General features: G+C 59.6%; 19 protein-coding genes. 14 read left to right on the top strand and 5 right to left on the bottom strand.

Annotated elements, in window-relative coordinates; all coding sequences use genetic code 11:
- Positions 1-9: 9 nt before the first annotated feature.
- Positions 10-1239: a right-handed parallel beta-helix repeat-containing protein gene (locus AAAX72_RS05175; RefSeq protein ID WP_349129366.1), complete on the top strand. Its 1230-nt coding sequence runs from the start codon at positions 10-12 to the stop codon at positions 1237-1239.
- A gap of 88 nt (positions 1240-1327) precedes the next feature.
- Positions 1328-3022: a DUF2264 domain-containing protein gene (locus AAAX72_RS05170; protein WP_349129365.1), complete on the top strand. Its 1695-nt coding sequence runs from the start codon at positions 1328-1330 to the stop codon at positions 3020-3022.
- A gap of 33 nt (positions 3023-3055) precedes the next feature.
- Here AAAX72_RS05170 and AAAX72_RS05165 read toward each other — a convergent pair whose 3' ends face one another.
- Positions 3056-3748, bottom strand: coding sequence for a FadR/GntR family transcriptional regulator (locus tag AAAX72_RS05165; RefSeq protein WP_349129363.1), 693 nt, complete (start codon positions 3746-3748; stop codon positions 3056-3058).
- Positions 3749-3982: 234 nt separating this feature from the next.
- On the opposite strand from AAAX72_RS05165, the gene AAAX72_RS05160 reads away from it, so the two are divergent.
- Positions 3983-5344 (top strand): gluconate:H+ symporter, encoded by a 1362-nt coding sequence (locus tag AAAX72_RS05160; protein WP_349129361.1) that lies wholly within the window; start codon positions 3983-3985, stop codon positions 5342-5344.
- 108 nt (positions 5345-5452) lie between these two features.
- Positions 5453-7231, top strand: a complete 1779-nt coding sequence (gene ilvD / locus AAAX72_RS05155) for a dihydroxy-acid dehydratase (protein ID WP_349129360.1) — start codon at positions 5453-5455, stop codon at positions 7229-7231.
- Positions 7232-7418: 187 nt separating this feature from the next.
- Here ilvD and AAAX72_RS05150 read toward each other — a convergent pair whose 3' ends face one another.
- On the bottom strand, positions 7419-7760 hold the full coding sequence (locus tag AAAX72_RS05150; RefSeq protein ID WP_006234747.1) for an ArsC/Spx/MgsR family protein: 342 nt from the start codon (positions 7758-7760) through the stop codon (positions 7419-7421).
- A 520-nt stretch (positions 7761-8280) separates the two neighbouring features.
- Here AAAX72_RS05150 and AAAX72_RS05145 point away from each other — a divergent pair.
- The 5 genes from AAAX72_RS05145 (at position 8281) to AAAX72_RS05125 (ending at position 12488) form a co-directional block, all read left to right on the top strand.
- Positions 8281-9720: an MDR family MFS transporter gene (locus AAAX72_RS05145; RefSeq protein WP_035136865.1), complete on the top strand. Its 1440-nt coding sequence runs from the start codon at positions 8281-8283 to the stop codon at positions 9718-9720.
- 3 nt (positions 9721-9723) lie between these two features.
- Positions 9724-10230, top strand: a complete 507-nt coding sequence (locus tag AAAX72_RS05140; protein ID WP_349129359.1) for a CBS domain-containing protein — start codon at positions 9724-9726, stop codon at positions 10228-10230.
- A gap of 174 nt (positions 10231-10404) precedes the next feature.
- On the top strand, positions 10405-10713 hold the full coding sequence (locus AAAX72_RS05135) for an MGMT family protein (protein ID WP_349129357.1): 309 nt from the start codon (positions 10405-10407) through the stop codon (positions 10711-10713).
- 504 nt (positions 10714-11217) lie between these two features.
- Positions 11218-11553, top strand: coding sequence for a hypothetical protein (locus AAAX72_RS05130; protein WP_349105515.1), 336 nt, complete (start codon positions 11218-11220; stop codon positions 11551-11553).
- Positions 11554-11558: 5 nt separating this feature from the next.
- On the top strand, positions 11559-12488 hold the full coding sequence (locus tag AAAX72_RS05125; protein ID WP_271737948.1) for a hypothetical protein: 930 nt from the start codon (positions 11559-11561) through the stop codon (positions 12486-12488).
- Positions 12489-12717: 229 nt separating this feature from the next.
- Here AAAX72_RS05125 and AAAX72_RS05120 read toward each other — a convergent pair whose 3' ends face one another.
- The gene (locus AAAX72_RS05120; RefSeq protein WP_349099910.1) at positions 12718-13809 is read right to left on the bottom strand and encodes an ATP-binding protein; all 1092 of its coding nucleotides are present in this window, start codon (positions 13807-13809) and stop codon (positions 12718-12720) included.
- A 570-nt stretch (positions 13810-14379) separates the two neighbouring features.
- Here AAAX72_RS05120 and AAAX72_RS05115 point away from each other — a divergent pair.
- Positions 14380-15072: a GntR family transcriptional regulator gene (locus tag AAAX72_RS05115; RefSeq protein WP_349129356.1), complete on the top strand. Its 693-nt coding sequence runs from the start codon at positions 14380-14382 to the stop codon at positions 15070-15072.
- A 392-nt stretch (positions 15073-15464) separates the two neighbouring features.
- Here the strand turns inward: AAAX72_RS05115 and eda are convergent, their stop codons facing one another.
- Together eda and AAAX72_RS05105 are read right to left on the bottom strand one after the other, a co-directional pair.
- A complete protein-coding gene (gene eda, locus AAAX72_RS05110) occupies positions 15465-16106 on the bottom strand; it encodes a bifunctional 4-hydroxy-2-oxoglutarate aldolase/2-dehydro-3-deoxy-phosphogluconate aldolase (protein WP_347478106.1) in 642 nt (213 codons plus the stop codon).
- Between the two features lie 254 nt (positions 16107-16360).
- On the bottom strand, positions 16361-17395 hold the full coding sequence (locus AAAX72_RS05105; protein ID WP_349129354.1) for a sugar kinase: 1035 nt from the start codon (positions 17393-17395) through the stop codon (positions 16361-16363).
- A gap of 234 nt (positions 17396-17629) precedes the next feature.
- Between AAAX72_RS05105 and AAAX72_RS05100 the strand changes: the two genes are divergently transcribed.
- From AAAX72_RS05100 to AAAX72_RS05085, 4 genes are all read left to right on the top strand, one after another.
- Entirely contained in the window at positions 17630-18652 is a 1023-nt protein-coding gene (locus AAAX72_RS05100; protein ID WP_349129353.1) for a LacI family DNA-binding transcriptional regulator, read from the top strand.
- Between the two features lie 134 nt (positions 18653-18786).
- On the top strand, positions 18787-20124 hold the full coding sequence (locus tag AAAX72_RS05095) for a glutamine synthetase family protein (RefSeq protein ID WP_152067386.1): 1338 nt from the start codon (positions 18787-18789) through the stop codon (positions 20122-20124).
- 50 nt (positions 20125-20174) lie between these two features.
- Complete coding sequence (locus AAAX72_RS05090) at positions 20175-20837, top strand: response regulator transcription factor (RefSeq protein ID WP_006234733.1); 663 nt, start codon at positions 20175-20177, stop codon at positions 20835-20837.
- A gap of 208 nt (positions 20838-21045) precedes the next feature.
- The coding region (locus AAAX72_RS05085) for a trypsin-like peptidase domain-containing protein (protein ID WP_349129352.1) at positions 21046-22217 on the top strand (1172 nt) is incomplete at its 3' end.

Here is a 22217-nt window from a genome sequence, read left to right as displayed (position 1 = left end):
AGGACTGATATGTCTCTCACTATCCTTCGTGTTCCTGCCGAGCTCGCAGACCGCAGCCGTTGCGTGACGGCTGAGTTTCAGGAGATTTTAGACCGTGCGCGTGACGCGCAGGGTGCTCGCGTCGTTGTTCCGGCCGGTACGTATCGTGTCGGATCGATTCGCATGTACGGCGATACCGAGCTGTATCTTGAGGCCGGGGCGACCATCCGGGGCTCTGACGAGATTGCCGACTATACCGATTGGGATATCCCAACTACGCTGCGTTATGCGACCGACCCCGAGATCGTGCGTATTCAGCGTCTTCCCCCGCACTATACGCGTGCGCTGCTGACGGTGGCCGATGCCCAAAACGTTACGATCGTGGGCGAGCCCGGCAGCTTCTTTGACGGCGTCGATTGCACCGACCCGGCAGGGGAGGAGGGCTTTCGCGGCGCCATGGGTATCCGCATCTGCCGGTGCCGCAATGTGACGCTTAAGGGCTACACCTTTGTGCGCAGTGCAAATTGGAGCCATCAGATCGACTCGTGCGACAACGTGTTTATTGAGCGCGTGAGCATTCTGGGCGGTCACGACGGGCTGAACATCCACCACTGCAACAACGTCACGATCCGTTCGTGCACGCTCAAGACGGGAGACGATTGTGTCGCCGGTTTCGACGCGCGCAATGTCGTCGTCGAGGACTGCCTGCTCAATACCGCATGCAATGCCATTCGCCTGGGTTGCATAAACCTGCTGGTCGATTCTTGCCGCTTTGTCGGTCCGGGCGAGTATGAGCATATCCTCGAAGGTACTCACCATATGCATGCGGCGGTCAAATACTATTCGCCCGCCGGTGATGTGTATCGTGGCGATTCGTGCAGTTGGCGCTTGCACAACTGTTCGTTTGTCAATCCGGGGCGTTTGATCAACTACGACTTTGGATCCGAGAAGGGCTATCAAACCGAGCGTCCGCTGGTAGATATGCACTTTGAGGGCTGCAAAGCGCAGGGCGTGACCATGAGCTCGTTCTTTAACGGAAACGAAGCGGTGCCCGGTCTGCTCGAGTTTAACGATTGCCAGATTTCGTACGAGCCCGATGTGATGAACGCCGGGAAGCCGTTTGTCCAAATGAGCAACAACAGCTCTCTTTTGGAAAAAGATGTCGTATATGAGTGTGCTACCAGTGAGTTGTTCCGCGGCGCTCGATGCGCAGAGCGGTCCGAGGTCGTTGCCGAGGTGCTGTACAAAAAGCAGAAATAGCATATGTATGGCAAACTGAGGCTCTTCGCTCGTGTGCGTAGATAGGAGTCGCTCTTTACGGCCGAGCTTGCTCTAGGAGGATTGAAGGATGGATAGAAAAGCGCTTTCGCAGATACTTTTCGACTATTTGAATCCGCTGCTGCCGAACTATGGCGACAGCGAGGCGTTGCTCTATCTTGCTGGTGGTGGAGCGCAGTACGAGGACGAGGTCATTCCCATGGAGGCATGGGCGCGGCCGTTGTGGGGCTTGGCCCCGTATTGGGCAGGCGGCTCCCAAAGTGCCGGCGGGACTTTCGAGCGCATTTATTGCGATGGGCTCATTGCGGGTACCGATCCTCAGTCGGGTGCCTATTGGGGCGATTGTCGCGACCACGACCAGAAGTTCGTTGAGATGGCTGCCATCGCATACGCGCTCTTGCTAGCCCCCAATGTGCTTTGGGAGCCGTTGAGCGATGGGCAGCGTGAGCGCGCTGCGGCATGGCTCGGAAAAATTAATGATCACAGCTGCCCTGCCGGTAACTGGCTATGGTTTCAGGCGCTCGTTAACCTTGCTCTGCGCGAGCTCGGTATGTCTTATAGCCAACAAATTCTAGACGAGGACCTTCGGGCACTCGACGATTTTTATGACGGCGACGGCTGGTACAAGGATGGGCCGACGGGCTTGCCCGATTACTACAATGCCATGACGTTTCAGTTTTTCTCAATCCTGTACATCTGGAAGTTCGGAAGCCACGATGCCGTGAGGGCTGCCGCTTACCTTAATAGGCTCAAGCTGTTTGCGGCCGATTACGTCAAGCTATTCTCGGCGCGTGGCGAGGCGGTGCCGTATGGGCGCTCGATGGTCTATCGCTTTGCGCAGTCGGGCTTTTGGTCGATTGTCGCGGCGGCGGGCGTCTGTTTGGGGCGAAATTTTGACATCGGAACGCTCAAGGGCCTCATTGTTAGAAATATAAAGGCCTGGGACCCAAGCAGCATCTGTGACAATGGTCACGTGCTTTCGCTGGGTTACAAGTATCCCAACCAGCACATGTGCGAAGGATATAACGCCGCCGGTTCGCCGTACTGGTGCCTGATGGCGTTTGCGTGCCTGGCGCTTCCCGAGGATGACCGGTTTTGGAGCGTATCCGAAACTGAACTTGCGCTTCCTCCGCGTGCTGCCGACGATGCGCTGGGAAAGACGGCCCTGGTTGCGCGCGATGATGCGGGGGAGGTCGTGCTGTATCCGAGCGGCTGCGTCCCGGGACACCCATTTGCCCAGTCCGATAACAAGTACAGCAAGTTTGCCTATTCGACGCGGTTTGGCTTTAGCGTTGCGCGCTCGCAGCGTTCGCTCGGGGAAGCGGCGCCCGACAGCATGCTGGCATTTGTGGTTGGCGGGCGCGTATTTGTTCGTGACGGTGTGGATAAAAGCGAGGTCGTAACACTCGATGACGGCCGTCGCGCCGTGCGGACAAGTTGGAGTCCGTGCCCCGGTATCGATGTGGTGACCGAGGTGATTTCTCTTGCGAACGGGCAACTTCGTAATCATGTTGTAAAAAGCGCTGTGGAGTGCGTCGCCTTTGACGCGGGCTTTGCGGTACCGGGTGATTACCATTGGGTGACGTTGGAGGATATCGATGCAGCCTGTCGCGTCGATGCCGTGGGCCAAACGGAAGGCGAGCGCGTCTTGCTTCGACCCGAGGCAAATACAAATATCGATTGCGGCAAGACGGTGATTCCGGCCGTGAAATACGTTATAGGCGCGGGCGTCAGCAAGCTCGCTACGTGCGTTGTCGTCGTTTAGTTGGTTGACATGTCGCTCTTGCCGCGCGGATGTCTATTCGCTCTGTTCCTGCGTGCCCTCTGCGATCATGTTGCGGTTGTACACCAGATGCAAATACATCGCATCGTGCGCTGCGGTGGGATTGCGCGCGGCGATGGCGTCGGCCACGCCACGGTGCGTGCGGATGGTTTCCTCAACCAGCTTTTTGCCGGTCACGTCAATAAACAGGGGGACAGACGCCTTGAGCACGCCCATTAGGCGGGGAACGACGAGGTTGCCGCAGCTTTCGGCAATTGCGATGTGAAACGCGGTGTCGGCGGCAGAATAGTCTTCGTCCCGCGCGGCCAAGTGCTCGGACTCATCGCAAAGCTCTTTAATGCAGATGATTTGATCGTCGGTCGCGTGCTCTGCGGCCATGCTGGCCATCTGCGGCTCGATCATAAAGCGCACTTCGAGCAGGTCGCGTGCCAGGCGCCTCTTGTCATCGATAAAGGTAAAGCCCAGCGGATCGTCGGCAACGCCGGGGTTTGATGCCACATAGGTGCCCGAGCCCTGCTTAATGCGCACGATGTTGCGCGACTGCAGCAGCTTCATAGCCTCGCGTACGGTGCTCCTGCCAGCACCCAGGCGCTCGACGAGCACAGCCTCCTTGGGCAGGCGGTCGCCTTGCTCAAGATGCTCATCCAGGATCAGTTGAATAATTTTCTCCGAAATCTGCTCGGGGAGTCCCGAATCGGCTCGTGCCACGCTTCACCTCATATCAAAAGAATTCATCAGAGCTATTCTAGCTCATTTAACAGAAGCCGCGGTGGTTCGCTCCGACAATGGAGAGCTGTAAGTAGCCGTTTACCGTCAAAAACAGATCGTTCAGGAAATACATCAGATGTATTTTGAAAAAAGTTTCCCTTTTAAACATCAGACCTATTGAAAACACGCTATAGTCTAAGGCGAATTCAAAAGGTCTGATGAATTGGAGGAAAGATGTCAGACCCAACGTTTATGGCCGACCCCACCAGGCTGGTCATCGCCGCTATCGTGGGCATCGCGCTGCTGCTTGCGCTCATCATTAAGTTCAAGCTGCATCCTGTGCTTTCGATGATGGTCTCGGCGCTCGCGATCGGCATCGGCGCCGGTATGCCGCTCGACCTGGTGGCGGACACTGTCACCAAGGGCGTGGGAACCACGCTGCAAAACATCGCCCTGCTCATTGGCCTCGGCTCGATGTTTGGCCAGATTCTTGAGGAGAGCGGCGGCGCCAAGAAGATCGCCCAGACCTTCATCGATACCTTTGGGCAGGGTCATTCCAGCTGGGCGCTGGGCATTACCGGTCTGGTTATCGGCACTACGGTGTTCTTTGAGGCCGGCGTGGTCGTTTTGATCCCACTTGCGTTTAGCGTGGCATCGCAGACCAAAAAGTCGACGCTCTACTACGGCATCGCGCTGCTCGCGGGACTGGCCGCTGGCTATGCGTTTGTGCCGCCTTCGGCCGGTTCGGTTTTGGTCGCCGGCACGCTCGGTGTCGACCTGGGCACCATGATTCTCGTCGGTATCCCTACCGCCTTCATCGCCATGGCGATCGCCGGCGTCATCTGGGGCCGCAACGTGGGCGGTCGCATCTTTACCGATGTTCCGGAGCACTTTACCTCTGCCGAGGGCGCGAGCGACGAAAAGGAGCTTCCCTCCTTTGGCATGGTGCTTGCCATCGTGCTCACGCCGCTTTGTCTGATTTTGCTGGGCACGCTGTCTTCTTATATCCCCATGCCCGCCGAGCGCGCCTCGATTCTCGCCTTCCTGGGCAAGCCGTTCGTCGCTTTGACGCTCGCCACGCTCGTCGCGATGTATCTGCTGGGCGCGCGCCGCGGCTACTCCGGCGCCGAGCTCAAGGCCTTGCTCGACCGCTCTCTTAAGCCCGTCGGCATGATCTTGCTGGTTATCGCTTGCGGCGGCGTCATTCGCTGGATGCTGCAGGACTGCGGCTTGGGCCAGGTTATTGGCCCTATGCTCGAGGCTTCACCGCTGCCTTTGGTGGTTGTTGCCTTTTTGATTGCCGTCATGGTGCGTGCCTCTGTCGGCAGCTCCATCGTCGCTATGACTATGGCATCGGGCATTATGGCCGCCATGCCCGCGGTTGCTGGTGCTTCGGTGCTCATGCGTGCCGCTATCTGTCTTGCCATCTGCGGCGGTGCCACGGCCCTCTCGCACGTCAACGATGCCGGTTTTTGGATGTGCTCCTCGTTCCTGGAGATTGACGAGAAGACCACCCTCAAGTCCTGGACCGTTATGGAGACGCTCATCGGCCTTTCGGGTCTTGCCTGCGCCCTGGTGATTTCGTTCTTCGCCTAGTTCGCGTAGCTAAACATCTTTCGCCGAGTGCATCGCTCGGTACCCATTTACACCTGTTCCATTAACCAACGATTGGTACAACCGTTTAAACCAAAAGAGGAGAACATCATGGACGAGAAGACCAAGGCACAGATTCAGCAGGAGGCAGCCGACCTGGTTGCCAAGCTGCAGCCGCGTTCCGGCAAGTTTCGCACCATCAGCCCCGAGATGGACCCGCTGCGTCTGGGGTCTGGCTGGACCATCGAGGATCTGGACAAGCCGCAGGTCATTATCGAGTCGACGTTTGGCGACTCGCACCCGGGTTCTGCCGGCCTGTTTGATCTGGTCGAGGAGGTCCGTGCTGGCGTTGCCGAGGCTGGCGGTCACGGTGCCCGTTACTTCTGCACCGATATCTGCGACGGCGAGGCCCAGGGCCACGACGGCATTAACTACTCGCTGCCCAGCCGCGACATGATCGCCAACATGATCGAGATCCATGTCAAGGCCACCCCGTTCGACGCCGGTGTCTTTGTCGCCAGCTGCGATAAGGGTCTGCCTGCGAACCTCATGGCCATGGGCCGCATCAACATCCCCTCCATCGTCGTTACCGGCGGTGTCATGGATGCCGGTCCCGATCTGCTGACCTTGGAGCAGCTCGGCGCGATTTCTGCCCGCTACGAGCGCGGCGAGATCTCCCGCGAGGAGCTTGAGTTTGCCAAGCACAACGCATGCCCCAGCTGCGGCGCCTGCTCCTTTATGGGTACCGCCTCGACCATGCAGGTTACCGCCGAGGCCCTGGGCCTTATGCTCCCCGGCACGGCCCTGCTGCCCGCCACCAGCTCCGACCTGCGTGAGTTTGCGCGCGAGGCCGGCCGTCAGTCCGTGTGGCTCTCCGAGCACAACCTGTGCCCTCGCGACATCGTAACCAAGGAATCCTTCGAGAACCTCATCATGGTCCACGGCGCAATTTCGGGCTCCACCAACTCGCTGCTGCACATCCCCGCGATCGCCCGCGAGTTCGGAATCGAGATGTCCGCCGACGACTTCGATCGCCTGCATCGTGGCGCCCACTACCTGCTCAACGTCCGTCCCGCAGGTGAGTGGCCGGCGCAGTTCTTCTACTATGCGGGCGGCGTGCCGCGTATCATGGAGGAGATCAAGTCGATGCTCCACCTCGATGTCATGACCGTCACCGGCAAGACCCTCGGCGAGAACCTCGAGGACCTCAAGAACAACGGCTACTACGAGAAGTGCGGCCGCTACTTGGAGAAGTGGAACCTCAAGCGCGAGGACATCATTCGCCCATTTGACCAGGCTTTTGGTACCGACGGCTCCATCGCCATCCTCCACGGCAACCTTGCCCCCGAGGGCGCCGTCGTCAAGCACACGGTTGTTCCGCGCGAGATGTTCCAGGCCACGCTTAAGGCACGTCCGTTCGACTGCGAGGAGGACGCCATTCACGCCGTCCTGACGCACGAGGTCAAGCCCGGCGACGCCGTCATCATTCGCTATGAGGGCCCCAAGGGTTCCGGTATGCCCGAGATGTTCTACACCACCGAGGCTATCGCCAGCGATCCCGAGCTGGGTGCGAGCATTGCCCTTATCACCGATGGCCGCTTCTCCGGCGCCTCCAAGGGCCCGGCTATCGGTCACGTTTCGCCCGAGGCTGCCGTGGGCGGCCCGATTGCCCTGATCGAGGAGGGCGACCTTATCCAGATCAACATCCCCGAGCGCTCGCTGTCTATTGTGGGCATCGCCGGCAAGGAGATGGAGCCGGCCGAGATCGATGCCGTCCTGGCCGAGCGCCGAGCCGCTTGGAAGCCCAAGGCTAATCGCTATACCTCCGGCACGCTCAAGTTCTTTACCGAGCATGCAGTTTCCGCCATTCAGGGTGGCTACATGGAGTAGCGCCCATGCGCATCAAATATCTCCTCTCATAGATGTGCGGCACAAAGAGCCCCGAGCCACGTCACCGGGGCGCGTTGTTCAGCGCCGCCGGGGCGCTCCACTCAAACGACAAGAGACGTCTTACGCAAGCGCCCGCGTCCGTGGATAAAACCACGGGCGTGGGCGCTTCACTTTATTCCCAGCCGCTTTATTCCCAGCCCTTCCACACGTCAGGCTCGTAGCCAACGGTTGCCTGGCGGCCGTTGCGAACGATGGGCTCACGAAGAATCTGCTGGTTATCGAGCACCTTTTCGAACTTCTGGTCGGCAGCAAGATACTGTACGAGCGCAACCGTGTCGGCATCTTTCGCCTTTGGATCGATCACAGCGTCGATCCCGCCGACGGCGCGCGCCACGCTTTCGAGCTCGCCTTTGCTCATCCCCTTTTCCTTCAAGTCGATGAACTGGAACTTCACACGACGTTCCTTGAAATAGCGCTGCGCCTTCTTAGTATCGAAGCTTTTCTTCGTGCCGAATATCTGGATGTTCATACGTACCGCCTTCGCTCAATTCTCGTCCGTCCATGATATGACAAGGGAGCCGAGCAAAAACAGAGCAGGCGGAGATGGAGGAGGACGGCGACCGACCGTCGGCAAGAGTCGGCCGGATCGGACTGGCGCCCAGCGCGCGCCGGCGACACGCTCGCAGCTGCACACATAGCCGATGTACAAGCTCGCCGCGGCGTTCCCTCGCCCCGCGGTGTGGCGATAGAGAAGCACGCCACCCGTCAACGATGGCGCCTCGGTGAAGAAAATCAACGTCTGGGTTACATCCCTTGAAAGGGGCGAAGACGGCTGCTAGAATACCTCCCCGCTATGAAGGATTTGACCAAAGCATACATCGCAATTCGGCGGCCCCTGGTATACGGGGCCTCTCCTGTTGTTCCCCAAGTGCGCTCTGAGCGGCCGCTTTCTTCCTGTCGTATCTGATGCACGCATAGCACGTGCATGTTATTTCGCCCGTGGGCCGGCGCGCCTTCGGCGAAGAATCGAATAGATACGAAGGAAGCTTATGTCTGATAATTGTACGGTCGCGCCCGCCAATGGGCGCATTACCGGTACCCAGATCCGCATCGTCGCGGTCGTCGTCCTGGGTGCCTTCTTGGCGCTACTGAACCAAACGGTGATGTCGCCTGCGCTGCCGGTCATCATGTCCGATTTCGCCATCGATGCCTCGACTGCCCAGTGGATCATGTCCATATACCCGCTGGTGAGCGGCATCATGGTCCCCGTTTCGGCGTTCCTTATCGACAAGTTCAGCACCCGCGCGCTATTCTTCGGGGCGACGCTGGTGTTCGCGCTGGGCACGCTGCTGTGCGCCGCAGCCCCTGATTTCCTGTTCCTCATCATCGGTCGCGTGTTGCAAGCGGCGGGCTCAGGCGTGCTCATGCCGCTTGTCTCGGTGGTTCCCATGCTGGTGTTCCCCGTCGAGAAACGAGGAACGGCTATGGGCATGGCGGGCATCGTCATGTCGGCGGGTCCCGCGGTCGGCCCCGTCGTAGGCGGTGCGGTGATCGACACGTACGGCTGGCGCACCATGATCGGCGCCATCGTCCCCCTCGCAATTCTCGTGCTGGTGCTGGGCGTGTTCATGCTGAAAAACGTGGGCGAGCTGAAGAACCCCAAGCTCGACCTGCCCTCGGTCGTCCTCTCCACCATCGCCTTCGGCGGACTTCTCTACGGGTTCTCGAGCGCCTCGTCGATGGGTTGGGGCAACCCCGTGGTGCTCGGCTCGATCGTCGCGGGTGTCGTGTGCTTGGTGCTGTTCGTCGTACGCCAGGGCAAAATCGAGGACCCGCTGCTTCAACTGGGCACGCTCAAGACGCGCGAGTTCCGCGTGGCCGCCATCATCGTCACGCTCATCAACGCCGCATGCCTGGTCACCAACACGCTGTTGCCGTTGCTGCTGCAAACCTCGCTTGGCGCTTCGGCCTTCGAAACCGGCATGGCCATGCTTCCCGCCGCGGCGGTGGGCATCATCATCAGCCCTATCTCCGGCGTGGTGTTCGACAAGTTCGGTCCGCGTGCCATCTCGATCGTCGGCCTGGCCCTCATGACCGGCGCCCTGTTCCTGCTCTCGCTTTCGACGGTAAACACGCCCATCTTGGTGGTTGCGCTGTTCTGCATGCTGCAGTCCGCCGGCCAGTCGCTCGCGAACATGCCGGTGAACACATGGGGTGTCAATGCCTTGAAAAATGACATGATCGCCCACGGCAACGCCATCGCGAACACCGGCCGCCAGGTCGCCGGCGGTTTGTGCACGGCGCTCATCATCACGGTCATGACAAGCGTCACCGCGTCGGCCGGCGTCGATGCGAGCATCCAAGTAGCCACCGCCGTGGGCGCGGGCGTCGCTTACAAGGTGTGCGCGGCAATCGGCCTCGTTTCCCTTATCTGCGCCATATTCAGCGTGCGCACCAAGAAAACCGCACCGAAAACGAAGGAGGCATAAGCGATGTCCGAGATTCTGTCCGAGCGCATCCCGCTCGAGCTCGAGGGGACGCCCGTTTCGAGCATCATGATTGAAGAGCCGTTCACCTGCACGCAGGATTGCGCGATTTCCGACGTGGTGCGCATGCTCGCCGAAAACGAGGTGAGCAGCATGCCCGTAATCGATGAGCGCAACCAGGTGGTCGGGTTCATCTCCGACGGCGATGTCATGGGAGCCATCGCGCAGCATCGCGCTCACACCATCTTCACGGGCGGCGACGCGTCCATGCTGTACTTCGACGATCAGAGCCTTGAGCAGCGCATCGAAGACCTGAAGGATCGCTGCGTCATGGATTTCGCGACGCGCCAGGTAGTGTGTGCCCGTCCCGAGCAGAGCATCGCCCGCGTCGCCGCGCTGCTGGCGAAGAAGAAGTTCAAGAAGCTTCCTGTGGTTGATGACGAGGGCAAACTCGTGGGGGTCATCCGCCGCTCCGCCATCACCAAATACATCTTCGGCATCCTTTTCCAATAGGGGCAGGTCGCACTTGAGGCGAACATCTCGAGGCATCGAGCCAGCAACTGGACCAGACAACCTTGACACGCACGCGCTTTCCCTCGATGCTTCGGTAAGGGGAGCTGCGAAAATCGCAGCACGGGTGATCGGCGCCGCGCCCCCGAAGGCAAAAGCGAACACGGGAGCGATACGATGGGAAAAGTCCTGGACGAAGATTTGGTTTATGAGATTCTCTCCGTCGTGGCAGAGATTCCGGCGGGATGCGTCGCCTCGTACGGTCAGATAGCGCGCCTCATCGGCAGGGAGAAAAACTCTCGCCTGGTCGGAGCGGTGCTGAGCGAGGCGGATCGCTACGGCGATTATCCCTGCCACCGCGTCGTCAACCACGCGGGACGCCTCGCGCCAAACTTCCCCGACCAGCGAGCACTACTGACGGAGGAAGGAATCGCCTTCCGAGACAACGGCTGCGTCGACATGAAAAAGCACCAGTGGAACGAGTAGCCAGGCAGCATAGCGTCGAAAGGAGCGACGCCACGGGGAACGACCTGCGCCCCGCCGCCGGACAACCTATGGCAAAGTGACACGTCCCACAAAGAGCGGCGCACCAGTACGAGACACGACCGCGACGTAAAAAGACCCTATGATACTCGTAAGCATCTATCTGATTGCCCGCCTCGAGGTACCCAAAGAACGAGAGATGCCGAAACCCCTAGACAAAGAAAAAGGTCGGGAGCTTTTATGCTTCCGACCTGAAGTTTCATGGTCGCGGGGGCGGATTTGAACCACCGACCTTCGGGTTATGAGGTCGCTACGACGTTGTTTCATTCAGACATTTCGACCCAAATTCGACCCACAACGAGCTTGAAAGCGGTCAGGCGGAGCATTACCCTTGGGGTGTGACCCCACGCAGGGCCCACCACCAAGGGTAATGCCCACCTGCCCCAGCCCTTTGCGCCATTCCGCGCAACCGAGCGCGATTCTCAGGCACTTCAGGCAAGGAACACGATGAACGACCGACCTCTCGTCATAGGCAAAGGAACGAAGCAACGCCGCGACAAATACACGTGGCGCTACCGTCACAGCCTCGGCAAGGATCCGGTCACGGGCAAATACCGCTATTCGCCGTGGCAGACCATACATACCACCAAAAGCCGAGAGGTCGACGCCGCACTCGAAGCCTACAAGGCAGAACTCAACAGCGGCACCTACGTCCAAAAATCGAGGGGCACCGTCGGCTCGTACGCAAAAAAGTTCCACGACAACCGCGAAGGAACCATCACGCCGCTCGCCTACTCGACATCCTACTCAATCGAGAACCGGACGCGCACATCACATGCGTGATGCTCATGCTCGACACCGACATGAGAAGGGCGGAAGCCCTCGGGATGACGTGGTCCGATGTCTCCGTCGAGAACAGAAGCATCCTCATTGAGCAGCAGTTCGCGGCCGATCGAAGCGTTCGCTCGCCCAAAAGCAAGAAAAGCGTGCGGAGGATCTCGATAAGCGAGACGCTGACGTCGTATCTCGAATTCTGGAAAAAGGAGCAGGCCCGCGAAATGGAAGCCTTCGGCCTGGAACAAGTCAAAGGCACTCCGCTCGTCCACTCATTCGAACGAACGAAAGACAGGCATCCCCAAGTCAACTTCATGGACCTGAATGGGTTTTCGCGCTGGTTCAGAAACTTCAGCGTCGAGAACGGGTTCGGCAAGTTCGAAGGCGTTCGAACATACCATTATGTGAAGGAAACTGTCGACGGGGAAACGATTTCGAAGCGTTATGAGCATAAAGAGTGGCTCGAATTGAGGGATTACCTCAGGAAGCATCCCAAGGTTCGCGAGGCGAGGCATATCAGCACATATGAGAGCGAGCACCTTCCTTACGGATATTCGGGCCTATCGAGCCACACCGCTACTGCCGCTACTGCCCGCTACTGCCCGCCAGCTTCCGAACCAGCGGGCGGTAGCAGCACCCCGAACATCTCGCCGACAGCGCAGAGAGTCGTCGACCTGGCGGCCAAGGCCGACATCGAGGACGTGATGCTGTGCGACCTGCCCGGCGTCCTGTCCTTCCTAGGGCTGCCACCTGAGACGGAGATGCCGCCGGGCAACAAGGGGAAGACGAAGCTCAAGAAGCTCTACAGGAAGGTGGCGCCGAACAAGGCATACCACTCCGGCGAGCGCGCCAAGGATTTGATCTCGCACCTCGACATGGCAGAGATCAGGGCATCGGCGCCCGTCCCGCTCGGAGAGATAGACAGAGCGGTCGTAAGCGGCTGATGTAACTTCTGACACCCTAGAACTTACATCGAGCCCCGATTTTTGAGCTCGGGGCTCTTTTCGTCTAGATTGGGGACGCATGGCCGGACGAAAACAATTTGCGTCTGGTAATAAGCGTACGAAAGCGCAATTTACGTCTTAATTCCGTACGCAAATCAAGACGAAAATCGTTTACGTCTGCTTTAATCCGTACGAAAACGGTTTTCGTCTTGCAGGGCAGTTGCCGTTTCTACAGTTCAACTTCCAGTTCGGCTTTGTGCTCGTAGAGGTAGTCGCGCATGTAGGGGATGGCAAATGAGACCTTGCCGTACGAGGGAGCCTCGATAATCGATTCTCTTAACAGGCGGCTGCGGACGGAACTCACCTGTTGAGGCGTTTTGTTTAGGGCATCGGCAACCATGCTGGTCGAGCTCGTCTGCCCCAAAGACGCCATGCTCAGCAGATAAGCGATGCACGTGGGCGGAATGCGCTGCAGCGCGGGCTCAATCACCATGGCGCAGAAGCGTTCGCGTGCCGTTGCAATGCCACGCTCGGCTTCTTCTTCTCCAATAATCGTTGTATGTGCGCGTCTTGCCAACTGCCATGCGTAGTATCCAACGAGTTGGATCATGAAAGGATAGCCCTGCGTTGCCTCGGCAAGTTGGCCGGCAATACCTGGCTGCAACTCCATGCCAGACGCTTCAATGGTTTCCTCGAGGGAGTACGACACTTCGGTTACTGCCACAGCCTTCAGATCAAAGGGGAGGGCGCGGCGCAAAAACGCAAGTGTCTTTCCGTTGATGATGCTTTCAATCATCGAAGGCAGCCCAGCAAAAACAAAGGCGATATCAAGGTCTTCGCCGATAACCTGCTGAATCGCAATGGAGAGCGTTCGGACCTCATCGAGCTCTGCGTCTTGAACCTCGTCGAGAGTGATGAGCAGGCCATTTCCATTCTTGGATATTGTCTGTCTCATGGCGTCGCGTAGCGATGGGCCGATTCGCTCAATATCTATGCTGCCGATGGATATGCCAGCTACGGTGGGCTCAAATCTGGCGTGTTTGGCCTGGAATTTGGGCTGCAGCTGTTCGAGAATGCGTTGGCAAAGTCCCTCGGTTGCGACCTCTTTTATGACCGTCCAGCCACGGCTTTGCGCCAAACGTGAGCACTCGTCAAGGAGGACCGTCTTGCCCGTTCCACGGACGCCGGCTATGCGCATTAGGCGCCCCGGGGCACCAGGCCCGTTGACGAGGCCCTCATTGAATTCTTCGAGCACATCTTCGCGGCCGATAATCGTGGGAGGTGTTTTACCTGCTGTGGGCTTAAAAGGGTTTGTTTGCATGTGAGCCACCTTTGCTCAAAATATAGCAAGATATAGCAAAGTATAGCAAGATATAGCAAAGTATAGTGAGATATAGCAACGTATAGCGCTGTTCGCGGGTTCTTACGGTGGTGCTATTTTCCGAATGCCGCGCGGATAAAGCGCTGGGCGAACAGCTTGTTGGCAACTCACGAGGGCTCGGGGTGCCAATTTGGGGTGCAGTAGTGCTGCGCCACGAAAAGGGCCTATCTACTACGTTTAAGCCGCAGGGGTCAACCATAGTCGGCTTTTTCGAAAATCGACAAGCTGTCTACCTGCGGTTTTGTTTTTGCACTTTTCAGCATGGTCTGGGCTCTCCGCGTTAACGTAGTAGATGGGCCCCTTTTGTGGCAAGGGGCCGACCTGCGGCTCAGGGTAGCCAAAAAAGCCACGTCCCAAAAAGACTGTTGGAAGTTGCGGTGGAATAGTTCCTGTTTTTGCTGCTGAAGGCTTTGAGCAGGAACTATTCCACCGCAACTTATGAGGGGGGCGGGGGATGCGATAGTATTGCATGGTGGTATTCGATTAACCGAGGCTTCATCCGAGGGCTTTATGGAACAACACCAGCATAATCAGAGCCTGCAAGATCAGGCATACACCGCATTGCGCTCCAAGATCATCTATGCCGAGCTCAGGCCCGGCACGCGTCTTTCGGCGATTGGTCTGGAAAAGGAGACGGGAATCGGGCGCACGCCCATTCGCGAATCCTTTGTGCGCCTGCGTGAGCAGGAGCTGGTGGAAACGCGTCCCAAAAGCGGCACCTATGTCTCGAAAATCAGCATGGAGCGCGCCGAGAACGCCTGCTTTTTGCGCGAGAAGCTCGAGAGAAGCGTGCTTATTAAATGCTGTTCGGCCGCCACGCCCGAGCAAAAGCAGCGGCTTGAGCAGATTCTTACCGAGTCCGAGTCGCTCGACCATGGCGAAACGCGCCGCTTCTTTGACCTGGATAACCTGTTCCATGAGACATGTTTTGAGATTGCTGGTCGTCACATGTTGTGGGATTGGATGAAGAGCATCAACACGCATTTTGAGCGATACAACTGGTTGCGCATGGTGTCGCAGGATCTGGATTGGGAGCCGATTCGTCGGCAGCATCGCCGGATTCTCGAGGCCATTAAGAGGGGCGATACCGACACGGCAAGCTATCTGGCCGAGACGCACTTGCATCTGATGCCCGAGGAGCAGGGCCCGGTTATCGCCTTGCATCCCGACTACTTTGAGCTGTCCAAAGACTCGGCCATCTAACTCGCCCCCTACATTAGTTGCGGTGAAATGGGGATTGTTTTGCGGCCCTGATGGCGTAAATAGTCCCTATTTCACCGCAAGTGCGAGGCGCTATTGGGGCACGAAAAGGCTGCGGCGTCGCTTGGAGGAAAAGACCGGAAGCAAGGGTCCATTCCTCCAGACGGCGCCGTAGCTGTTTTGGTGGCTTGGCTTTTGTCGAAGTGGCTCAGCTGGGCGTGGTCGCCAACCGAGCAGGAAAAGCGGTTCGGGGGCGTGTCGCTTCCGTCACGTTCTATCAGCATACAAGACGGTTTCGGTTCTTGTTCGTGACGGAAACGGCGCGCTTCCGAGCCGCTTTAAAAGAAAGGGGGCGAGGTCTAGGGCACGCCCCCTTTCACGATAGAGAGCTAAACCTAGCCGCGGACTTTCTTGACGACGTCCATGGCCTCGCGGGCAATCTGCTCGACCTTGGAGAAGTCGCCGTCGGCAAACAGGGCCGGCTTGACCATCCAGGTGCCACCGCAGGCGATGATGGCAGAGGAGCTCAGGTACTCCTCGACGTTGGCGGTGCTCACGCCGCCGGTAGGCATAAAGCGGTGACCGACAAACGGAGCGGCGAGGGCCTTGATGGTGTTTAGGCCGCCATACTGGGACGCGGGGAAGAACTTGGTGACCTTGAGGCCCAGGTTCTCGGCTGCGGTGACCTCGGAGGGAGTCACGGTGCCGGGAAGGACGGGCAGGTCGATGTCGATGCAGTGCTTCACGACGTTCTCGTTGTAACCCGGGGAGACGATGAACTTGGCACCGGCGGCGCGGGCCTGCTCAACCTGCTCGACGGTCAGGACAGTGCCGGCGCCAACGCACATCTCGGGCTCGGCCTCGGCCATGGCGGCGATGCACTCGGCGGCGCAGGCGGTGCGGAAGGTGACCTCGGCGGACTTCATGCCGGCTGCCATAAGGGCGTGGGCGAGCGGTGCGGCGTCCTCGACCTCATCGAGCACGACGACCGGCACGATGCCCAGGGACTCAAGCGTGGTGTAGAACTGATCGAACATGATGTTCCTTTCGATGTGAGGCGCGCGGGTGCGCGTAATTGCCAAATATGCTGGTCAGGAGCCGATTTTGGATTGGTTATCGGAGGCACTGCTTGGGGTTCAAGCAATTCCAAAACCGGCTGCTCGACCAGTCATGTAGGGAATGCCAGGCAAAACCGGAATGGGACTGGTGGTTTTGCCCGACCGGAGGAATCGGGGAGCGGGCCGCAGGGGTATGGGATTGGAAAGCTGCGGCCCGCGGAATGGGGAACGAATTAACGGGCGACGCGGGTGCCACCGTCGGCGGCGTTGGCCACAGCGGCGATCTCGTCGGCGGTCACCAGGTTGGAATCGCCCTTGATGGTGAGCTTGAGGATCGAGGCCGCAATCGCGTAGTTGACGGCGTCCTGCGGGCCAAAGTCGTTGATGAGGGCATGGACCAGGCCGGCGTTAAAAGCATCGCCGGCGGCAACGCCCTCGAGCACGTGCACGTCGTGGGCAGGGGAGAACCAGTGCGCGTCGCTCTCGGCGTCATAGAGCATGCCCATCCAGATGGAACGCTCGACGCAGGAGATGTTGCGGACGACCGAAGCGACCTTCTTGCAGCCGTACTCGGCGCAGATTTGGCGGGCCATCTCGACGTAGGTGTCGCGCTCCTCGATGCCGTGGGCAAGGGAGCCGGAGACGCAGGTCATACCGAGGCCGGCGGGAGCGTCCTCGTCGTTGGCGATGCAGATGTCGACGAGCGGCAGAAGCTCCTTCATGGTGGCCTGCGACTTCTCGGGCGACCACATCTTGCCGCGATAGTTCACGTCGCACACGGTGGTGATACCCTTGGCGCGGCAGGCGGCGAGCGCCTCCTTGCAGGCGGCGGCCATCTCATCGGAGACGGCGGGGGTCACGCCGGAGAAATAGAAGACATCGATGCCCTTGAGGATCTCGTCCCAGTCAAAGACGTCGCGCTTGGCCATGTTGATGGCAGAGAACTTGCGGTCGTAGACGCAGCCGTTGCCGCGCTGCGAGGCGCCGACCTCAAACACATAGGAGCCAAGACGGTCGCCCTGACGCACGACGCGCGTGGTATCGACGCCGTAGGCCTTCAGCGAGCGCAGCGCGCACTCGCCCAGACGGTTGGCCGGGACAACGGAGACGTAAGCGGTCTTGTCACCCTGGTAGGCCAGGGAAAGCGCGGTGTTGGCCTCGGCGCCGCCATAGCGAACGTCAAACTCGGTTGCCTGCTCAATACGCAGGTGATCTTTGGGCGAGAGCCTCATCATGATCTCGCCGAAGGTAAGAACCGTTTTACCCATGGTCGTGCAGCTCCTTCTTGCTCGTGCGTACACCTTTGATATGGCGTTGGCACGGAGGTGCCAAGACGGTAGGGTACATCTTTGCACCACCGTGCCAACGCTTGCCGAAATCGGTTTACGAAATCGGTTTCGTTTCGAGTTGTAGTATACTCACCTACAGCGTTTTGCAACCGGCATTTTTAAAAAATGCCCAAAATGGCTCAGACTGCTGACAATTGGGAAACGGGGTGCGCTATGGCGCAGATGAGGATTAAGGACATTGCCGCCGAGGCGGGCGTGAGTCCGGCCACGGTCTCGCGCTATCTCAACAACCGCCCCGGGCAGATGACCGAGGAAACCCGTGCTCGCATTGCGGCGGTTATCGAGCGCACCGGCTATCGCCCACGTGCCGCCGCGCGCAATCTGCGCAGCTCACGCACCAACCTCATCGGCGTGATCTTGGCCGACATCGCCAACCCGTTCTCCAGCGCCATGCTCGAGGGCCTTTCCGCTAGCGCCGCCTCGCGCGGCTGCTCGCTTATGACGGCCATTAGCGGCAACGATCCCGCTAAGGAAGCAGAGTCGCTCACCAGACTTATCGATGCCGGCGCGGACGGCCTGGTCGTCAACACCTGTGGAGGCAACGACGAGGCAATCGCCGCGGCAGCGGGGCGCCTGCCCGTTGTGCTGCTCGACCGCGATGTTGCCGACGGCGGCATCGATTTGGTGACATCTAACAACCGTGAGCTGGTCGCTGGTTTGGTAGACGCCTTGGCTGCTGCGGGCAGCGAGCGCCTGTGCCTGCTCACCGAGGCGAGCGACGACAGCCCCGTGCGTCGCGAGCGCGCCGAGGCCTTTACCGACGAGCTGTCGCGACGCGGCCTTGCCGGCGAGGTTGTCACCTTGGCCGATGGCGGTGCCACTGGCGTTGGCCGCTTGGACGAGACCATCCGCGGCTATGCGGGCAAAAGACTCGGCCTTATCGCTGTCAACGGCCTGGTCTTCCTACGCCTGACCGAGGCACTGGCACAGTTGGGACCCTCGTTGCCGGCCGGTCTTAAGATCTCGACGTTTGACGATTACCCCTGGAACCACGTGCTCTTTGGCGGCGTGACCACGGCCGCGCAGGACACCCTCACTATTGCCGAGCGCGTAGTCGAGCGCCTGTCCGAGCGTATCGACGTCGTTACCACTACGGTGGGCGATGCCGCAAAGCTCGCCCCCAAGCGCATCGAGATCCCCGGCCACATCGAACACCGCGCCTCGACCTCGCGCTAATCATTCGTTCGTGACCGCCTGTTCACACACGTTTTTTGAGCGCTTGATACGCTTTAACCCTGCGGAAACATTTTTCTGCGATAGTATCTGCGATATAGACCAGTCGAAACCCGCCCGAAAGAAAGGGGAGCGACATGAACCAGCAGAACATCGATTACGTACTCCGCTCCGTAGAGCAGCGTGACATCCGCTTTGTGCGTCTGTGGTTTGTCGACATTCTCGGCCGCCTCAAGAACTTTGCCATTAGCCCCGAGGACCTCGAGGTCGCTTTTGAGGAGGGTATTGGCTTTGACGGCTCCGCCATCGAGGGCTTTGCCACGCCCGAGGAAGCCGACATGCTGGCGTTTCCCGATGCTTCGACCTTCCAGATTTTGCCGTGGCGCCCGAGCCACAACGGCGTCGCCCGCGTGTTCTGCGACGTGTGCACTCCCGATCGCAAACCGTTTGCCGGCGATCCACGCGATGCCCTGCGCCGCATGTTCCGCAAGGCCGAGAAGGCTGGCTATCTGCTCAACGTGGGTGCCGAGCTGGAGTATTACTACTTCCCCGACGAGCATACCCCCGAGCCGCTCGACAACGTGGGCTACTTCGATCTTTCGGTGAGCGATGCCGCTCGCGACCTACGTCGCAACACGGTCCTCACGCTCGAGAAGATGTCCGTGCCCGTGGAGTACACCTTCCACGCCGCCGGTCGCTCGCAGCACGGCATGAGCCTGCGCCACGCCGAGGCCCTGAGCATGTCCGACGCCATCACCACGGCCAAACTCATCATTAAGCAGCAGGCCTACGAGAGCGGTTGCCACGCCTCCTTTATGCCCAAGCCGTTGGCGGGCGAGGACGGCAGCGCCATGTTTTTGCATCAGTCGCTGTTCGACCACGACGGCAACAACGTCTTTTGGGGCGAGGACGACGAGAAGTACCACCTCTCCGATATCGCCAAGCACTACATGGCCGGCATCCTGGCGCACGCACGCGAGATCAGCGCCATCACCAACCCCACGGTCAACTCGTACAAGCGTATCACCACGGGTGGCGACTCCGTGCCACAGTACGCCACGTGGGGCCTGCGCAACCGCGCGAGCATGGTCCGCATCCCGGTCTACAAGCCCGGCAAGCAGCTGTCCACGCGCATCGAGCTTCGCAGCCCCGACCCCATGGCCAACCCGTACCTGGTCAACGCCGTCACGCTGGCGGCTGGTCTGGACGGCATCGAGCGCAAGCTGGAGCTTCCGCCCGAGGCCACGGCCGAGACGCTCAAGCTCACCGACCGTCAGATGGTCGAGGCCGGCTACACGCCGCTGCCGCGTTCGCTCAAAGAGGCGCTCGACGTGTTTGAGGACTCGCAGTTTATGAAGGATGCCCTCGGCGAGCACATCCACAGCTTCTTCCTTAAAAAGAAGCGCGACGAGTGGCATAAGTTTGAATCCACGATCACCGAGTGGGAGATCAAGCATTATCTGGCGAACTCCTAATCGCGCTGACTTGTTCCAGTACGATTGAGCTCATTTCCTTGGAGGCCGATATGTCCGAAAAGAGTGCCCTGTTCATGGCGCGCACGACGCGCTTCCACGAGTTTGCCCGCAGTTTGACGACCACCCTGGGTGTCGAGGTGAGCCTGGCCACGCCCGATTCGCCGACTGCGGCGCACGACTTTGACCTGCTGATCCTCGATTCCGACGGCATCCGCAGCGACCGCATCGATCAGATTGCCAAGTGGCTTGACGATCGCGGCGGCGTCCCCATGTTGGTGATTGTCGACGACGAGGCGCTCGGCACCCTGCGCCTGCCCAATCACGCGCATGCCGACTTTGTGTGCCCCACGGCGACGCCCAACGAGCTCAAGGCTCGCGCGCAACGCTTGATGGGCGAGGAGGAGACCGTCACCGCCGACGATGTGCTCAACATCGATAACCTCGAGATCAACCTGGCTACCTACCAGGTAACGCTCGATAACGAGCCTATTGACCTGACGCTGATGGAGTACTCGCTGCTGAGCTTTTTGGCGACGCATCCCAACCGTGCCTACAGCCGCGAGGTACTGCTGCACCGCGTGTGGGGCTTTGAGTACTGCGGCGGCACGCGCACCGTCGACGTGCACATCCGACGCATCCGCTCCAAGGTGGGCCCGCAGATCGCGGCGCACATCACCACCGTCCGCGGCGTGGGCTATCTGTTTAAGGACTAGATTTCCACCACAAAGGGGACAGGCACCTTTGTGGTGGTTTTGCCGCAGGTGCGGGTTCCTTTCGGGCCTGCAGCAGAACTTAAGCCTTCCTAAAAGATTGCGTTCTCATACACGTTCGCCCGCATATTGGGGTACAACTCAACGTGAACAATGATGGCCCGCCACATGTTTGGCGGGCCTTTGGTTATTTGACGAAAGGATCGCAGCCATGAGCGAGAACGATTCCCAGCGTCCCCAGGATGCGGGCAACGCTGGCGAGACCCAGCAGCAGCCGCGTGTGCAGGTGGAGTCGACGCCTGCCGGTAGCAACATTCCCTACGTGCAAGCTTACGACACGCAGACCGGCAAGCCGCTGGGCGGCCAACAGGTCGTGAACAAGCACACGGTGGTCAAGACCAAGACCAAAAAGCTGCCGATTTTCATTACGGCGCTCGCCGGCTGCGCCTGCGGCGCCCTGTTGGTCATCGCGCTCATTATGAGCGGCACGCTCGATATCGGTGGCGGCAAGAATGCCGTGACGGCGGGTGCTGCGGGTTCGTCGACGCAAAAGATCACCATTGACTCCGAGGATACTACGCTGGCCGAGGCCGTTTCCGCCAAGGCCCTGCCCTCCGTCGTTTCCATCACTGCCACTTCGAGCGGCAGCCAGAATGGCTCGCTTTCGCAGTCTGCTGACGAGTCGGATGGCTCGGGCAGCGTCGGTTCGGGCGTGGTGCTCGATACCGAGGGCCACATCCTCACCAACAACCACGTGGTTGATGGTTACGACCAGTACGTGGTGACCATGGACGACGGCACCACCTATGAGGCCGAGTTCGTGGGCAACGACGCCTCGAGCGATCTGGCCGTCATCAAGCTCAAGGACGCCGACGCCTCCAAGCTCACGCCAATCGAGATTGGTGATTCCTCCAAGCTCAACGTGGGCGAGTGGGTTATGGCGATCGGCTCGCCCTTCGGCAACGAGCAGTCTGTCTCCACGGGAATCGTGTCGGCGCTGTATCGCTCCACGGCCATGAGCTCTACCAGCGGTAACACCATCTATGCCAACATGATCCAGACCGATGCCGCCATCAACCCGGGCAACTCCGGCGGCGCGCTCGTCAATGACAACGGCGAGCTCGTGGGCATCAACTCGCTCATCGAGAGCTACTCGGGCTCCAGCTCGGGCGTGGGCTTTGCTATTCCCGTTAACTACGCCAAGAACATTGCCGACCAGATTATCGACGGCAAGACGCCGGTGCATCCGTACATGTGGATGAGCTCGTCGAGCACGCGCTGGGCCGCGGTCTCGCCCTGCATGCCCAGGCGCTCGGTCAGATTGGAGATGGTGCCGCCGGCCTGCTCGAACATGTCGGACACACTGCGGGCGATATCGGGGGC

Origin of the sequence: Collinsella sp. CLA-ER-H8, assembly GCF_040092335.1 — a bacterium.
Lineage (GTDB): Bacteria > Actinomycetota > Coriobacteriia > Coriobacteriales > Coriobacteriaceae > Collinsella.
Note: the sequence above shows the minus strand (reverse complement) of the source record. Positions and strands in the feature narration are given on the sequence as shown.

What these genes read in the sequence shown, in the direction of transcription:
- AAAX72_RS05090 (WP_006234733.1), top strand. Translation starts at nt 20,175, where the DNA reads ATGTCCGAAAAGAGTGCCCTGTTCATGGCGCGCACGACGCGCTTCCAC.
- AAAX72_RS05100 (WP_349129353.1), top strand. Translation starts at nt 17,630, where the DNA reads ATGGCGCAGATGAGGATTAAGGACATTGCCGCCGAGGCGGGCGTGAGT.
- AAAX72_RS05175 (WP_349129366.1), top strand. Translation starts at nt 10, where the DNA reads ATGTCTCTCACTATCCTTCGTGTTCCTGCCGAGCTCGCAGACCGCAGC.
- AAAX72_RS05145 (WP_035136865.1), top strand. Translation starts at nt 8,281, where the DNA reads ATGTCTGATAATTGTACGGTCGCGCCCGCCAATGGGCGCATTACCGGT.
- ilvD (WP_349129360.1), top strand. Translation starts at nt 5,453, where the DNA reads ATGGACGAGAAGACCAAGGCACAGATTCAGCAGGAGGCAGCCGACCTG.
- AAAX72_RS05135 (WP_349129357.1), top strand. Translation starts at nt 10,405, where the DNA reads ATGGGAAAAGTCCTGGACGAAGATTTGGTTTATGAGATTCTCTCCGTC.
- AAAX72_RS05125 (WP_271737948.1), top strand. Translation starts at nt 11,559, where the DNA reads ATGCTCGACACCGACATGAGAAGGGCGGAAGCCCTCGGGATGACGTGG.
- AAAX72_RS05120 (WP_349099910.1), bottom strand. Translation starts at nt 13,809, where the DNA reads ATGCAAACAAACCCTTTTAAGCCCACAGCAGGTAAAACACCTCCCACG.
- eda (WP_347478106.1), bottom strand. Translation starts at nt 16,106, where the DNA reads ATGTTCGATCAGTTCTACACCACGCTTGAGTCCCTGGGCATCGTGCCG.
- AAAX72_RS05150 (WP_006234747.1), bottom strand. Translation starts at nt 7,760, where the DNA reads ATGAACATCCAGATATTCGGCACGAAGAAAAGCTTCGATACTAAGAAG.
- AAAX72_RS05170 (WP_349129365.1), top strand. Translation starts at nt 1,328, where the DNA reads ATGGATAGAAAAGCGCTTTCGCAGATACTTTTCGACTATTTGAATCCG.
- AAAX72_RS05105 (WP_349129354.1), bottom strand. Translation starts at nt 17,395, where the DNA reads ATGGGTAAAACGGTTCTTACCTTCGGCGAGATCATGATGAGGCTCTCG.
- AAAX72_RS05160 (WP_349129361.1), top strand. Translation starts at nt 3,983, where the DNA reads ATGTCAGACCCAACGTTTATGGCCGACCCCACCAGGCTGGTCATCGCC.
- AAAX72_RS05095 (WP_152067386.1), top strand. Translation starts at nt 18,787, where the DNA reads ATGAACCAGCAGAACATCGATTACGTACTCCGCTCCGTAGAGCAGCGT.
- AAAX72_RS05130 (WP_349105515.1), top strand. Translation starts at nt 11,218, where the DNA reads ATGAACGACCGACCTCTCGTCATAGGCAAAGGAACGAAGCAACGCCGC.
- AAAX72_RS05115 (WP_349129356.1), top strand. Translation starts at nt 14,380, where the DNA reads ATGGAACAACACCAGCATAATCAGAGCCTGCAAGATCAGGCATACACC.
- AAAX72_RS05140 (WP_349129359.1), top strand. Translation starts at nt 9,724, where the DNA reads ATGTCCGAGATTCTGTCCGAGCGCATCCCGCTCGAGCTCGAGGGGACG.